Origin of the sequence: Mesobacillus sp. S13 (assembly GCF_020422885.1) — a bacterium.
Taxonomy (GTDB): domain Bacteria; phylum Bacillota; class Bacilli; order Bacillales; family Cytobacillaceae; genus Mesobacillus; species Mesobacillus selenatarsenatis_A.
This window is the reverse complement of record NZ_CP084622.1, coordinates 4,526,579-4,540,971: the sequence shown is the minus strand read 5'-3', so window position 1 is coordinate 4,540,971 and position 14,393 is coordinate 4,526,579. Positions and strand designations below refer to the sequence as shown.

General features: G+C 45.4%; 9 protein-coding genes. 5 read left to right on the top strand and 4 right to left on the bottom strand.

Annotated features, from left to right (window positions below):
- Positions 1-10: 10 nt before the first annotated feature.
- Entirely contained in the window at positions 11-583 is a 573-nt protein-coding gene (locus LGO15_RS22865; RefSeq protein WP_226086161.1) for a hypothetical protein, read from the top strand.
- Between the two features lie 783 nt (positions 584-1,366).
- On the opposite strand, the gene LGO15_RS22860 is transcribed toward LGO15_RS22865, so the two are convergent.
- Complete coding sequence (locus LGO15_RS22860; protein WP_226086160.1) at positions 1,367-4,192, bottom strand: DEAD/DEAH box helicase; 2,826 nt, start codon at positions 4,190-4,192, stop codon at positions 1,367-1,369.
- 116 nt (positions 4,193-4,308) lie between these two features.
- Positions 4,309-5,943, bottom strand: coding sequence for an SWIM zinc finger family protein (locus LGO15_RS22855; RefSeq protein ID WP_226086159.1), 1,635 nt, complete (start codon positions 5,941-5,943; stop codon positions 4,309-4,311).
- A gap of 312 nt (positions 5,944-6,255) precedes the next feature.
- On the opposite strand from LGO15_RS22855, the gene LGO15_RS22850 reads away from it, so the two are divergent.
- Positions 6,256-6,918 carry a hypothetical protein gene (locus tag LGO15_RS22850; RefSeq protein WP_226086158.1) on the top strand — a complete coding sequence of 221 codons (663 nt, stop codon included), beginning with the start codon at positions 6,256-6,258 and terminating at the stop codon, positions 6,916-6,918.
- Positions 6,919-6,932: 14 nt separating this feature from the next.
- Positions 6,933-8,168, top strand: coding sequence for an efflux RND transporter periplasmic adaptor subunit (locus LGO15_RS22845; protein ID WP_226086157.1), 1,236 nt, complete (start codon positions 6,933-6,935; stop codon positions 8,166-8,168).
- 697 nt (positions 8,169-8,865) lie between these two features.
- On the opposite strand, the gene LGO15_RS22840 is transcribed toward LGO15_RS22845, so the two are convergent.
- On the bottom strand, positions 8,866-9,939 hold the full coding sequence (locus LGO15_RS22840) for a DUF4367 domain-containing protein (RefSeq protein WP_226086156.1): 1,074 nt from the start codon (positions 9,937-9,939) through the stop codon (positions 8,866-8,868).
- Positions 9,896-10,450, bottom strand: coding sequence for a sigma-70 family RNA polymerase sigma factor (locus LGO15_RS22835; RefSeq protein WP_226086155.1), 555 nt, complete (start codon positions 10,448-10,450; stop codon positions 9,896-9,898). The genes LGO15_RS22840 and LGO15_RS22835 overlap by 44 nt, the downstream gene beginning before the upstream one ends.
- 217 nt (positions 10,451-10,667) lie before the next feature.
- On the opposite strand from LGO15_RS22835, the gene LGO15_RS22830 reads away from it, so the two are divergent.
- Complete coding sequence (locus tag LGO15_RS22830; protein WP_226086154.1) at positions 10,668-12,521, top strand: PspC-like choline-binding domain-containing protein; 1,854 nt, start codon at positions 10,668-10,670, stop codon at positions 12,519-12,521.
- Between the two features lie 344 nt (positions 12,522-12,865).
- Positions 12,866-13,654 (top strand): hypothetical protein, encoded by a 789-nt coding sequence (locus LGO15_RS22825; RefSeq protein WP_226086153.1) that lies wholly within the window; start codon positions 12,866-12,868, stop codon positions 13,652-13,654.
- Positions 13,655-14,393: the final 739 nt, after the last annotated feature.

Below are 14,393 nucleotides of genomic sequence, written 5' to 3'. Positions count from 1 at the left end.
CTGGAGGGTTATGATGAATAAAAAGATTTTGTTCAGCTTTTTAGGAGTTCTGGTGGTGCTATTGTCGTTGGCAGGTTACAAGCAGGTGATTGTTGCAAAGGAAAAAGAGTTGGATATGCAGTACCTCAACCATATCCCTACAGTGCTTTATGATGATTTGCAATTGGAATTGTATGAATACGGACAGTGCAAAGAGGATACCAGAGAGGGTCGCGAAAAAGAACCGTCTGTGGTAGAACCGAGTTCTTGTGAAACCGTAACAATGGAAGAAGCGCTCGCTGGAAAAGAGGCCGATACCTTCGAATCAGGTAAAACGCTGACGGTCAAAAGCCAGAAGCCATCCGGCGAATTGGATGACAAAAATGGGCCTGCAAACGGTGTACGGAGGACATCCAACGGCGGATTTACAAAGGATGGTGCCAGCCTTGGACCTGGTGATGTAAAAATCATGGATCTGGTATCAGAAGACCAAATCATAAGTACTGTCGTTCTTCCCGATACCCCGGGATACTATACAGGCAATATGGAATTTAGTACGCCATCAGGCCGCAAACAATTTGTGTATCATTTTAATTTAAAATAAGGAACTTTTTTCATCCACTGGTGATTTTCGTGTAGATGTGTGAATTCTTAAGCGGAGAGACTCCGTCTATTGTATGTGGAGGACCTTTTGAAGCTGTTATTAAGGGGAGAACTTCCGGCTATTGTACATGGAGAACCCTTTTTAAGCCGATATAAGCGGAGAGATTCCGGTTAACGTCTATAAATAGCACGAAATTCATCGATTGGGATGAAATAAACGGAAAAACGACCCTTATTTTTTAAAAAAATAAGGGTCGTTTCCAATTTAAGCGGAGTTTGTCCGTTTATTTTTCAAACACTGTGACATCAATAAATTAATGAGTACCCAGCCCAGCGCTTCCTTTGTTTTTCTAAACGAAAGAAGCACAGGGTACGTCCCTTTGCTTCTTCAAGGAAATAAACAAGATTTTTTTCAATCGATTTACAGGTAATTGTAAAATTATGGAGTATATTGTAAAGGGAATCAATTAGTAGTCGAAACTGCATTATAGCCAAATTGGGGGAAAAGCTAATGCTGAATAAAATCTTATCTTGGAAACTAACACCATCTTTATGCCTTGGGATTATGTTCGGATCAATAATTGCTAATATGGGGAATTTTTTTAGTGCGATAATATTTAGTGTTTCTGGATTAATATTTTTGAAGGTAGTGACTGATAGAATAGAAACTCTGAAAGCGGAGTTAAAGAAAAGAGACATTAACCTTTAAATGAGGACTCACCCTATGCATCCTTCGTTTCGCTAAACAAAAGGAGCAAAGGGTCCGGCCCCTCGCTCCTTCGGCTTATGACAAAAACACCAATTCATGCAATTCATCAGTTGAAAGCTCGGTGATCCAGCTGTCGCTCTGAATGATCTGGTCGTTCAGCGATTGCTTTTTCTCGAGCATGGCATCGATTTTCTCTTCGAGCGTGCCGGTGCTGATCAGCTTGTGCACGTGCACGAAGCGGCTTTGCCCGATGCGGTAGGCGCGGTCTGTTGCCTGGTTTTCAACAGCGGGATTCCACCAGCGGTCGTAGTGGACCACATGGTTTGCCGCGGTAAGGTTGAGGCCGGTTCCGCCAGCCTTCAGCGACAGCAGGAACACAGGGAATTCGCGGTTCTGGAATTTTGTGATCAATTCATCACGCTTTGTCTTCGGCAGGCTGCCGTTCAGGAACGGAACATCAATGCCGAACTTCTTTTTCAGCGCGGCCTGTATCATTTCGCCCATTCCGATGTACTGGGTGAAAATGATGCAGCTTTCTTCCTGGTCGAGGACAGCGCTCACCAGCTCGATCATTTTCTCCATCTTCGCGGACCGGTCGATCAGTTGCTTCGGATTTTCCTCTTTCAAATATAGAGCAGGATGGTTGCACAGCTGCTTCAATCTGCTCAACATCTGTAAAATCAAGCCTTTGCGCTCAAAGCTCGACAGTGTTTCGATCTGGGCAAAGGTATCTTTTACAAGCTGCTCATATAATGACGCCTGCTCCACAGACAGAGGGCAGTATTCCTTTTGCTCAACCTTGTCAGGCAGGTTCAGCGCCACATCTTCATCCTTCTTCGTCCGTCTCAACAAGAACGGCTTGATCAGTGATTGAAGCTGGCTGATTTTTTCCTTTTTGTCTTCTTTTTCAATCGGCAGGATGAATTGCTTCTGGAACTGTCCGGCGCTGCCAAGGTAGCCACGATTCGTGAAATCAAAAATCGACCACAGCTCAGACAGGCGGTTTTCCATCGGCGTCCCGGTCAGGGCGATATGATGCTTGCCCTTCAGCTTCCTTACCGCACGCGACTGCTTCGTATCGGCATTCTTGATATTTTGCGCCTCGTCAATCGCGATGCTGCTCCATTCAATGCTTTCAAGATCTTCGAAATCGAGGTGTGTAAGTCCATAAGATGTCAACACGATATCCGAGCCTGTTGCTTCTTCGGCAAAAGAACTGCCCTTCAGGCGGTTCGGCCCATAATGAAGATGGACGCGCAAATCAGGAGCGAAGCGCTCGATCTCTTTCTGCCAGTTTCCGAGAACAGAAGTCGGGCAGATGATCAACGCCGGATGATCGTCGCTTTCCTGCTCTTTTACCGAAAGGATATAGGAAATCAGCTGAATTGTTTTCCCAAGACCCATGTCATCGGCAAGCAAGGCGCCGAATCCATACTTCCTCAGGAACAGCAGCCAGTTCATCCCAAGCTTCTGGTACGGACGCAGCTCGCCATGCAAGCCTGCAGGCACCGGCATATCCGGGATTTCCTTCGTTTCCGATAGCTGCTTCATCATCTGCTTCCAGTGGCGATTAAGCTCGATCTGGATTTTAGCGAATGCCCTTGGGTCCTCGAGACCTTCACCGTCTTCTTCCTCATCCGAAAGCTCCTGCTGCAGCAAATCGCGGATGTGGAGTCCTTCTTTGTCGGCTTTTTTCATCAAGTCCTGGATTTGGCGAATGAAGCCATGATCAAGCTTGATCCAGCGGCCTTTCAAATAAACAAGCCTGCGCTTCTCATTCACAAGGCGCTGGAAATCATCCTCGCTCAGGTCAACACCGTTCATAGAGAAACGCCAGTCATAATCGAGCATCGCATTCAAGCCGACAAATGAGCGGCGGTAGCCAGTCTGGCCCTTCAAACGCGCCTTTACCTTGAGGTTCGCGTTCTTGATCGCTTCCCACCATGACGGGAGGAGGATTTCGATGCCGAGCGCAATCAGCGTTTCGCTCGCTTCGGTCAAGAACATCCACGCTTCGTCCTCGGAGAGAGTCGACTTCAGGCGGCCATCTTCCTCAATCCATGGAAAAATCGAAGCAAGTCGCTTTTCTTCATCCTCAACTTTATCGCTATATAAATCCCAGCCGGCAGGATAGCTTTCATAATCGCGGGCTTCAATCAGCATAGGCTCTTCTTTTCCGCGCAAAAATAACCCAAGCTTCCAGTCACCAAGGTCATCCATTGGCTCCTCGAGGCGCATTCCAATCGAAAATGGTGCGGGATTTTCCTTCAGGCCAATCCACTCAAGCCAGCGGTCTTCGTCGAAATAAGCAGCCAGTTGCGAAGCTGACAGCTGCTTTTTCCTCAGGACATCAAGCTTGTCGCCGAGCAGATACTTCATCGTCTCATTTTCATGGAAGTAGGACTCCAGACTATGATGGAACAGATCCGCTACGAAATCACGTACCGGCAGCTTCTCATCATTGATCTTCAACGTTTCCTCCCAGAATGGCTCATGGAACTCGTCGAGCACGCTCACCGGCAGCTTCCAGCGAAAATCCTCGCCATCAAGCTGGGTAAAATCAGGATGCCATTCCTTTGCAAGGATCGCATCATAAATCGCGTGGGCAGTCGACAGGCAGATATCGCCAAGGTCATCCCATTCCCACTCGACAAGACGGTTGAAGCTCTCCTCGCCAAACAGCGTCACCAGCTGCCAGGCGCTCAAGGTCACACCCTCGGCAGAACCCCATTTGTCAGCCTCCAGCATCGTCCCATAATAACTTTCCTTATGGCGGAAAAAGAGCAGCTTCTTCCATTCAGAGGTCTTAAGGTCAAAACCATCAAAATCCTCAGCACTCAAAAAATACCGCCCGCCAGCAACAGGCATCACATCTATATGAAACTGCTTAATCTCAAGCATCAAAAGCACCTCCTTGGCGAGACATGGGGACGGTTCTCCTGTCTCTTTCTCACATTAAACTAGGAAAACGGGGACGCACCATACGCTTCCTTCGTAAAGGAGCAAAAACTAAGTCCCTATGCTTCCTCCACCTCAATCAACTTGTTCCTTGTACATTCTTCATGGAAAGCCCTCAATCGTTTCGTCCTCACGAGCAGTTTTCCGAAAAACTCTTCCCATTCTGGCACGCGCTTCAGCTTTTTATAAACCGTCCGCAACTTTTTGAGCAAGCGTGCGGCCTGCTTGTAGCTGCTGCGGTTTTTCATTTCAACTAAATCGCCGATCATCTGGTGATACAGCGGAATCAGAACTTCAGGAGCTTCTTTCTGTAAAACTTTAATCCGCTCGCTTGAAATCGAATTATATTCAAAGCCGAAGTAGGACTGCAATTCGCCCCATTGTTCGTATTGCTGTTTTTCAAATAAGGAATCTTCATATTCGTAAAAGCTGTAGGGCATGGCCTGTGCCAGCGCCCGGTCATACAGCTCGCCGCGGCCGATTTCACGTGTATACGTGCCGACAAGCTTCAAGGCGTAGCGGGTGAACTTTTTACAAGCATAATAATCACTTAGGTGCTTCAGGTAATTCCGCAGCTGCTGGACTAGGTATTCGATGAAAGGTCCCATCCGGTTCCACTCGCGCTGCACGCGGAAGCCGTCGAGCCAGTAAAACATATATGGAAGCGAACCGATGGAAAGAGAAGTAAATCGCTTCAACGCTTCTCCGTCCTGCTTCGCTAAAACAAGCTGATGAATCAATGCGATTTCCTCGACCAGATCCCGCTTATCATCGCCAAACGCCTCCAGACGAGCCCGTTCGGCATCACGCCAGCTCCCATTTTTAAAAAGTTTTTCCCATAACAGCCGATACAAATCTATCCGATCATAGCCAACAGATGCATCAGGCACCGTCAATCCGATCGTATCGTCCTTTAGCTGTTCCAAAAACGTATCAAACGAAAACGGCATTGTCCCATAGGCGAGGCGCTCGATGTATTCCTCGGCGTCATTAAACAGGTCCTCGAACAGGGGCCGATAGTAGCGGTCCATTGTCGGCATATCATCGTGCCCCATTTCGCCGGCCAGTTCAGTGAGCAAATTGAAGGAATGGACACAAGCTGCAATCATATAAAGGTTTTTCCAAACAGCCTCCAGCGGTGCAGAAACCTCAACTCGGCGAATATAGGAACGGAACAATCCGGGCAGAACATAGGCTTTAGGTTCGCCCTGGCCCTTGACGATCTCCTCGAAGCTCTCACGGAAGGAATCGGCCCAGCTATCATAATCATGTCCCGTCCGAGTATTTTTTTTAACAAGATCCTTCGCACGCTGCAGTCCCCACTTTTCGGCGTTCAGCTGTTCCTTGGCAGGCTTGCGCCAGGCTTCGACCCAATCAGAAACACTCGCCACATCGCTGTATGCCTGAAAAAACGCAGCCAGACGGTGTCGGCAAAAGGAATTAGCAGGGCAGGTGCAGCTGCTCTCTTCAGGATCTGACACATTTATGTACACACGAACCGGTGTTACGTCCTGGACTGTCGCCCAGATCGACTTCACCATATACTTCAGATGGTGGACCGTTCCCTGGCGATAAAGCATCAGCCCTTTTTGAACAAGACGCGCGTCCTCCTCGACCTCCGATTTGAGCATCCTATTCAATTTTTCAGCAGCTTCTTTAAAAATCGGTGCCTGGTTATCAGGTATGACAGCCACAGCGATTCCCCCGTTCATGCAGCATCAATTCTTCACTTTTTGCAAAATCCTGTCAGAATTCGACAAGCCTATTGGATAGGCAATGCTAAAATCGTGTCATAAGTAACTTTTAATCCATTCGAAAAAAACATATTCTTCTATTATAACCAAAAATGAGCCATTAGAGGAGAGGTGATGTGGGTTTTTGCAAATTGGTGAAACAATGCGACAGTAATGTTCGTCCAAAGAGTAGATGTCATCCTGATATTATTTTAATAATTGGAATTTTTCATATAGAATAGAAAATACAAAGACTAACCTGGGGGACAAACGATGAATAACCGAGTAGAAGTGTTTCGCGGCTTGTTTAATTATAAATATTTCACATACAAATTAAGGGATTCCGAGCATGTTCCCGGTGTCTGGAAAAATACATTCCTGCTCATCCTGCTAAGCGGCCTGGTATTCGGGATCAACGCCTATTTCGGGATTGGCTCTGAATATCTGTCAAAAAAACTGACATCGATTTCCCGGGAAGAATACGAGATGCAAAAGCTTCTGTTCATGGCTGGCCAGACAATCCTTGGCATCGTTTTCGGCGCTATCATGATCTTCCTGCCGGCATTATTCTTCTGGACGCTGTCAGATGTGGACCTGAAGAAGCTGCTGACAGTCCAATTTTTCGTGCTGCCAACCTTTCTTTTTGAAAAGATAATCGGGATCCCGCTTGCGCTTTCACTTGGCCTGACTCAGGTATCCTCGCCGTTCGCACTTGGCACGATTGCGCAATACATAACCGGAAATGACTTCATCATTTATTTCCTTGCTTCTATATCGATTTTTAAAGTATGGGCTATTTTCATAGAATACAAGTATTTGAAAATGCTGACAGGTAAAAACCCGAAGATCGTCCTGCTGATGGTTATTGGCATCAACCTCATCATCTGGCTGTTTGCGGCACTCGTTTCATTCATCCAATTCGATAAGATTCTATAAGGGAGGTGCACCAGTTGAAGAAAAAGACAGCGATTCTACTATCCGCCGGCACTATTTTTGTGTCCGGAAATCTATATTTGGCTTTGAAGGATGACAGCAAAGCGCTGCGCTCATCCTATATCAATAAATGGGCTGCCGTCGGGAAGGACAACCTTACTGAGACGCTTCATGCATCTGGTGTCGTCACTCCTGAGGAAGAGCATCAGGTTTACTATAATGACGAAGATGGCGACTTTAAGGGCTTCCTGGTAAAAGAAGGCGATAAGATCGACAGTGGGACGCCACTGTACGAATACTCTTCCAATAACATCGATGAGGACCTGGCAAGGCTGAAGGCGGAAAAAAGCCAGCTTGTCACCGAAGCGAATTTGATCGATGACCAAATCAAGCAGCTGAACTATCTGCAGAGTGTCTCGGCGTCGACATCATCGGCCAGCACCCCGGTCTTTGGGGACGGCTCCAGCACAAGGGATGATTCAAATGAACTGATGAATCTCTCGCTTGAAAAAGAAATCTATGACAAGCAGCGCGAAAAGGGCCGGGTCGAAGCGGAGATCGAGAAATATGAGGATTTAATTGATTCTTATGAAGGCACCGATGAGCTTGGCAAGAACAGTGAAGTCTCAGGCACCGTGAAACAGGTCAACTACGAATTGAAGAATCCGATTGTCACCATTATTTCGGACAAGCCAAAGGTAGAAGGCAAGTTCAGTGAGCGTGACTTGAAGGCTGTAGAAGAAGGCATGGAGGTATACGTGCAATCCGACCTGCTCAAGGGGAAGGTCGAGGGGACATTGACCAAGATTGCCGACTATCCTGAAGCAGATCCATCTGTGGATGCAGAGAGCCACTATCCCTTCGAAATCACGCTTAGTGAAGAAACCGAACAACAAATTCTAAAAGGCTCGCATGTCGATGTCAGCGTCATCACAGATCAGGTGCTAAACGCAACAACAGTTCCAGAGAAAGCCATCGAAAAGGGCAAGAAGAACAGCTATATTTACGTCCTGAATGAAAAAGGCATCGTCGAAAAGCGCAAAATCAGCAAAGGCCTGCAGCTAAGCGGCAAAACACAACTCAAAAAAGGCGCCAAACCAGGCGAACTAATCGTCCAAAAACCAGAAAACGTACAACAGCCAGACAACCCATTCTTCAGCAAACTCAACACCGACTCATTAAAGAAAAAAACCTTCAAAGAAGAAGGCAAACGCAACATCTTCAAGCAAATCATGGTCGGGTTCTTTAAATAGGTTTCGGCAGGTGCCTGTCACCACCCGAAATTTGTCGAACACAACCAGAACTGCAATAAACAAAGAGGAGGAACGTTACGTAGCGTTCCTTTTTTGCTGCCATCGACAGGTGCTTGTCACCACCTGAATTTCATCCGACAGGTGCCTGTCACCACCCGAATTTTGTCGAAGCAGTTTATTTGATGAGCCTATCCCTGCTTGGAAGGAATTGGCGGAGAAACGGAGAATACTAGATTGATTGCAGATAGATTATTTATTTTGAAGGCAGGGATTGTTTGGTGGGTGCACTTGGGTTTGCGGCATTTTTGTTCTTTTCTTTGCTCTTATTTATATTGGTGAGGAATAAGGAACTTATTAAAAAAATAAATTTGAAACATAAAGTAATAGTAGTCATTATATTTGTTGTTTTATTGTTGATCTCCACATCGACCATCTACTATGCAGGAAACTGGCTTGCAGCGTTTATTGATCATGAAACTCTTAAATTTGCATTCCGTATCATATGGACACTAATCATCATCTCGGTCAGCTCAAGGATATGGGAATCAATGCTGAGAAGAGTCAAACGAGATTCGGGAATCGTATAGTTCGACAGGTGCCTGTCACCACCCGAAATTTGTCGAATATAGAGGCGAAGGCCCTCCCGCCAGGGAGGGCCTTCGCCTTTTGTGTTGGTAGCTGTATATTCGCCAGGTTGTTAATCGGTCTTTGTTGTGATTGACTCTATCTTCCATATACCTTCTGTTTTCTTATAGGTGACAACCAAGGTTTCGGGTGCTTTGTTCTTGGTTTCCTGTATCTGGGTCAGCTGATATTCATCTTCTGAAATGTGCGCTAGATTATACTTCGTCTCTGGCCAAAAGCTAGGTACTGGATCTATTGGGATAATATAAATTCCATCTTCTTTTTCACCCAATCGAAATTTAAAGGTTTTTTCCACCAATTCATAAGATATAAAGTCTAGGAAGAGCTGGTAGAATTCTTCTTTTGTTTTCAAGTCGGGGAACTTCCCGCCAGGCCGGGTATCTGCCTCCTGATAAACGGACTTCCAAATATAATCGTACCTTGTGAGCATTTCCACAGCAGTTTTCTCATCGAAAGCAACCACTGGCTCCATATTTAATCTGAGTAAATCAAACGTCGGCTCGTATCCCTTTGCTTTTAAAATCGCATCGGCAATCTTGTTGAATTCGCCTACGGTCAGACTGCCTTTACGCTCAACAATTTGATACATACCTTCATCCTGCCAGGTTAAGAAAAGATGTTCGTCTGAAATTTTGTTGATCTTGCCAACCAGGCCATCTGCCAAATCAACAGCGATGTCAGGAACAGGGTAATCGGGTTTTTCTTCTCGCATGATATAGGCAAAATACTCTGCTTCATTCTGTTCATTCATATACATATGTTCATAAACATCTCCATCTGTGTGAGTATGCTTAAAGGCATACCCATCTGGCACATACGGCGGTACAATCAACTCGGGCTTGTCGTCATCCGGTGTTTCAGCGACTGGCGACTCTTCTTTGGCCGGCGGTGTATTTGCGTGGTTCTCTGTATAATACTTTTCAATCACCCAATACATCCCCAAGCTAAAAACAGCCAAAAAGGCTAAACTCAATCCCGCCGGTATCATTCTTCGAAAAAGATAACCTCTGGGCTTCCCGCTCTCCGCAAACCGCCTGGATACATTCCGCTTCATTCCCGCGTCAAACTCAAAACCATCAAGCTCATCCTTCAGACCTGATTTCAGTTTCTTCAGCTGTTCTTCCATAGTCCACACCCCTTTCTTGTAAAATGGCTTTCAATAATTCTTTGGCACGTGTAAGTCTTGACTTGACTGTATTAATGTTCAAGTCACAGATTGCGGCTACTTCCTTCAATGAACACTCCTGGTAAAAATATAAAAAGATAATTTCGCGATATTTTAACGGCAGCTTGAACATCGCATCTACAAGCTCCTGGTTCTCCGCATTCTGGATCAATTGTTTTTCCGGCCCAGCTTCCTGGCCGCCGAGTTTGGACGAGATATAGCCGGTGACAAGAACCTTCCGATGGTGCCAGCTTTTCAAATAATCCTTGCAATGATTCGAGGCCACCCGGTATAGCCAGGTTTGCAATTGCGCTTCACCCTCAAAAGTCTCGTATTTCTGAAAGCATTTAAGGAAGATTTCCTGTGCCAGATCTTCCGCCGTCTGCCGGTTCCGCACGTATGAATAGGCAAGGTGAAGAACCTTCGTTCCATACTCATCCATCAGTTCCTCAATCACTTGATCTCTTCGCATTCCTTCACCTCCGTCGTCTTTTTAAGCTTTAGACGATTCTATTAGGAAAAAAGTTGATAAGATTTCCCAATAATTAACTTTATATCTATGTGTAAAGTTTACTAGATTGATATTGTATAATTAAGACGAATTTTGTAAAATAAATCATGCATACCACTTTCTGGAACAGGATCCATCCTGCTCCTGAGAAAATAACAGATACATAGGAGGGGAAATTTTGAGCAAAAAACTATCGGTCTTATTTCTTGGTTTTGTGATGTTGCTATCAGTGCTCGCGCCTAAGGCGTCGTTTGCTGATACTTCAATTTATGATTTTGTCGTGACGATTGCTGGAAAAGAGTATGTCGTTACTCCAGATGAAGATTCAATGGAATTCAATGTAGATGACTTCATTTCCGAAGTAGGTCTACAAGAAACGGATAAAGTGGAAAAATTCACTGTATTCACGCCAGATGGTGTCGAATCTGTAACATTTGAATTTCTAACTCTAAATCCTTTCTTCCCAGACGCTACGATTCAAGTAGCTGACGGCAAGGCAGAGTACGTTGTTTCAGAAGTACTTGGCGATCTTGATAAGCAAAGCGATGGTGTATCCATCCAGCTTCTGCGCCAGCTGATGTACCCTGTGAACTACCAGGCATGGGTAACAGCAACAGCCGATTATGGAAATGGTGATTTTGACGTCCTTGACGTTCTTTTCACTTCTAACGATTCATTGGAAGTTCCTGCATCAAACGCAGTTGAACTAGATGGCATTACTTTGATTACAAACAATGGTCCAGTTGCACTTGAAAAAGTAGCGAGCAACCAATTCTATCTTGACCTTGCTGGTAAAGACGGGGATGTTCAAGTAACAGCTGTTGAGTTCTACTCAGACAATGCTAGCACTCTATCAACTTTCTCAAATGATTCAGCTCTTTATAGAGATGAAACAGATGTTAAGTTTGTAGATGGCGTAGCAACAATGAGTGTTGACAAGCTAACACTTGCAGAGCTTGCCGATATCATCGGTGAAGGTTCAGATTACCTTACAACATTCCAGGAAATGCGATACATGGTTGCAAGTCTTGGACAAGATACTTTTAACGCTTATGTAGCGGATGCGAATGGTTCACAGTCTCCATTCCAGGTTGTTGTGGGAATTGAAGGCTGGACTTATGAAAACGGCAAATGGTATTACATTGATTTTGAAGGCGAGCATGTAACTGGCTGGCTGGAAGATGGTGGAGACTGGTATTATCTTGACCCTGAAGCTAATGGTGCCATGAAAACTGGCTGGTTGAAGTGGAATGGCGAATGGTATTACCTGAACCTGAGTTCCGGTGTAATGGAGACAGGTTTCGAAAGAATCAAAGGTAAAACATATTACTTCCATGAAGATGGAGTAATGGCAATGGGTCTTACAAAAGTAGGTTCTTACAGGTACTACTTCGATGAAGATAAGAGTAATGAAGGAGCACTAGTTACTGGCTGGGAAAAAGTTAACGGCAACTGGTACTTCTTCAACAAGAGCACTGGCGCAGCTGAAACTGGCTGGGAAAAAATCGGCAACAAGTGGTTCTACTTCAATGCAGATGGCGTAATGCAAAGCGGCTGGGAATTCATCAAAGGCAAGTGGTATTTCTTCAACTACAATGGTGAAATGCAAACTGGCTGGTTCAAGCAAGGTACTAAGTGGTACTACCTTGATGCAGTAAATGGTGACATGAAAACAGGCTGGTTGTATAACGGTTATAAGTGGTACTATCTTGATAAAACTGACGGTTTCATGAAAACTGGATGGGTCAAGGATGGAACCAAGTGGTATTACCTTGATAACGGCGGAGTCATGAAGTCTGGCTGGATCAAGGATGGCGGCAAATGGTACTTCCTGAACAAAGGCGGCGACATGAAGACTGGTTGGCTGAAGTACAACTACAAGTGGTACTACCTCGATAACGGCGGAGTCATGAAAACAGGCTGGGTAAAGGTAGGCACTAAGTGGTACTACATGTACAACAGCGGTGTCATGGCAGCCAACACAACAATTGGCGGCTATCGTCTAGGCAGCGATGGTGCCTGGATTCAATAATAAGTAAAGATGCTGGACCGTTCTTGATGGGCGGTTCAGCTTTCATTTTATTTGAAACAAAAATGAAAATTTAACCAATTTTACTTAGAGAATTGTCCAGCTCCAGCGCCTAGCCAGTTTTCATCTTTGGGTAGGCTTCCTGGAGTATCTTGCGAGAAGAGTTAGCTTTGAGCAGCTCGAGTCGTTTCGGTCCGCCCAATGAAGTCAAAGAGCAACTTCACTGGGCGGACCTCCAACGCTTGTCGGGGCTGACCAAGGCGCTTGCGCTTTTCTTGTGAAAAGAGAAATTTTTCCTTTTAGCTTACAGCCAGAGTGAACATACTCATTACTAGAGGTGGTTATTTATGAAAAAGTGGAAAATCGTCCTGGCGGCCATTTCTGTCGTGTTATTGGCTGGAGCAGGAACACTTTATTATCTATTGGAAGTAAAGACATACGAAACGCAGGATGAAGTTGTAAAAGATGTAGTGGCTGAGGAATATGATATCGCACTGCCTGGTGAAGAAGGCAGTGAGGATTCAGCTGTTGAAGAGAGTGGCGAGGACGTAGCTCCTAGCGATTCCGCGAGTGAAAATACTTCTGCAGGAAGTGCAACGGAAGAGAGTGAAGAGGGAGCATCAGAGGAAACAACTGAAGCTTCAACAACCACTGGTTCAACAGCCTCTTCAAATACAACTGATGGTTCTAAAAGCCAGCCTGCAACAAGCACGGACAAGAAGGTTTCTTCCCAAGCAGGAGCAACCGAGAGCAGTTCCAATAAAGGCAACAGCAAACCGAAGCCAACTGCTGAGCAGATCGCTGCCAAGTACGAGCCGAGCTTCCGTGAGCTCGAAGCGCAGGCAAATGGAAAAATCGATGCTTTAGTAGGACATGCGATCGGTGAATATGTGGCGAAAAAGAAAAATGGAGAGGAAGTATCCTACTTCTACTTCTATTCCAAATACAACACTGCCGGCAAAATCCTCGAGCGCAACACAGACGGCGCATTCAACTACGTTTACAAAGCACTCGTAAAAGAACTGAAAGACAACGGCTACAACTCATCAGCCGCACAACAATACAAAACAGCATACGAAACAGCAAAAAAACAACGAAGAGCAGCACTCATCAACAAAGCAAAAGCAGCATTATAGGTGCCTGTCACCACCCGAAATATGTCGAATTCAGGCCGGACGCAGTCCGGCCTGTTTTTGTTTTGGGAAGAAAGTGTAGAACTCTACATAGAGAATTGTCTAGCTCCAGCGCCTAGCCCCTCGAGACGCTTCGGTCCGCCCAGTGAAGTCAAAGAACGACTTCCATGGGCAGACCTCCAGCGCTTGTCGGGGCTGACCAGGCGCTTGCGCTTTTCAATTATTCGGGTGGTGACAGGCACGACCCGAGCTTTGTCGAAAAATTATTTTTATATTACAAAATGGTGTTTTATTTGTAAATTCCCGGGGGATATATACTAGTCATATGGATGTTGTATCCAAATAAACCGGACTATCTTACCAGGTAACTTGATAACTCTTCCAGACGTTGTAACAATACGGTTAAACCCGCCCAGAAAAGGGAAATGCTGACTAATGACACGTCAGGAGAAGCTTGCTATTATATTAAAAAATCCCATCACGAGGAGCGATCTGGATGTTAACGTACAAGAGTCATTATCTTCCGGATGTCATCAAGGGCATTCTGGTAAGTGCTAAATATTCTCTTAAAAATCCATTCAGTGTTCCGGTTTACTGTGGAAGGGGACATATATTCAAAAAAGATAAAACTGCCAAAGTCGTCATAAATGGCCGTCTTTCAATTGGCCGTCCGGTTTCGGAACTTAGCGAAGCAAAAGCGGTAATGAGGGTCAGAAAGAATGCGACTCTTGAGATCAACGGC

What these genes read in the sequence shown, in the direction of transcription:
- LGO15_RS22865 (WP_226086161.1), top strand. Translation starts at nt 11, where the DNA reads ATGATGAATAAAAAGATTTTGTTCAGCTTTTTAGGAGTTCTGGTGGTG.
- LGO15_RS22850 (WP_226086158.1), top strand. Translation starts at nt 6,256, where the DNA reads ATGAATAACCGAGTAGAAGTGTTTCGCGGCTTGTTTAATTATAAATAT.
- LGO15_RS22835 (WP_226086155.1), bottom strand. Translation starts at nt 10,450, where the DNA reads ATGCGAAGAGATCAAGTGATTGAGGAACTGATGGATGAGTATGGAACG.
- LGO15_RS22825 (WP_226086153.1), top strand. Translation starts at nt 12,866, where the DNA reads ATGAAAAAGTGGAAAATCGTCCTGGCGGCCATTTCTGTCGTGTTATTG.
- LGO15_RS22860 (WP_226086160.1), bottom strand. Translation starts at nt 4,192, where the DNA reads ATGCTTGAGATTAAGCAGTTTCATATAGATGTGATGCCTGTTGCTGGC.
- LGO15_RS22840 (WP_226086156.1), bottom strand. Translation starts at nt 9,939, where the DNA reads ATGGAAGAACAGCTGAAGAAACTGAAATCAGGTCTGAAGGATGAGCTT.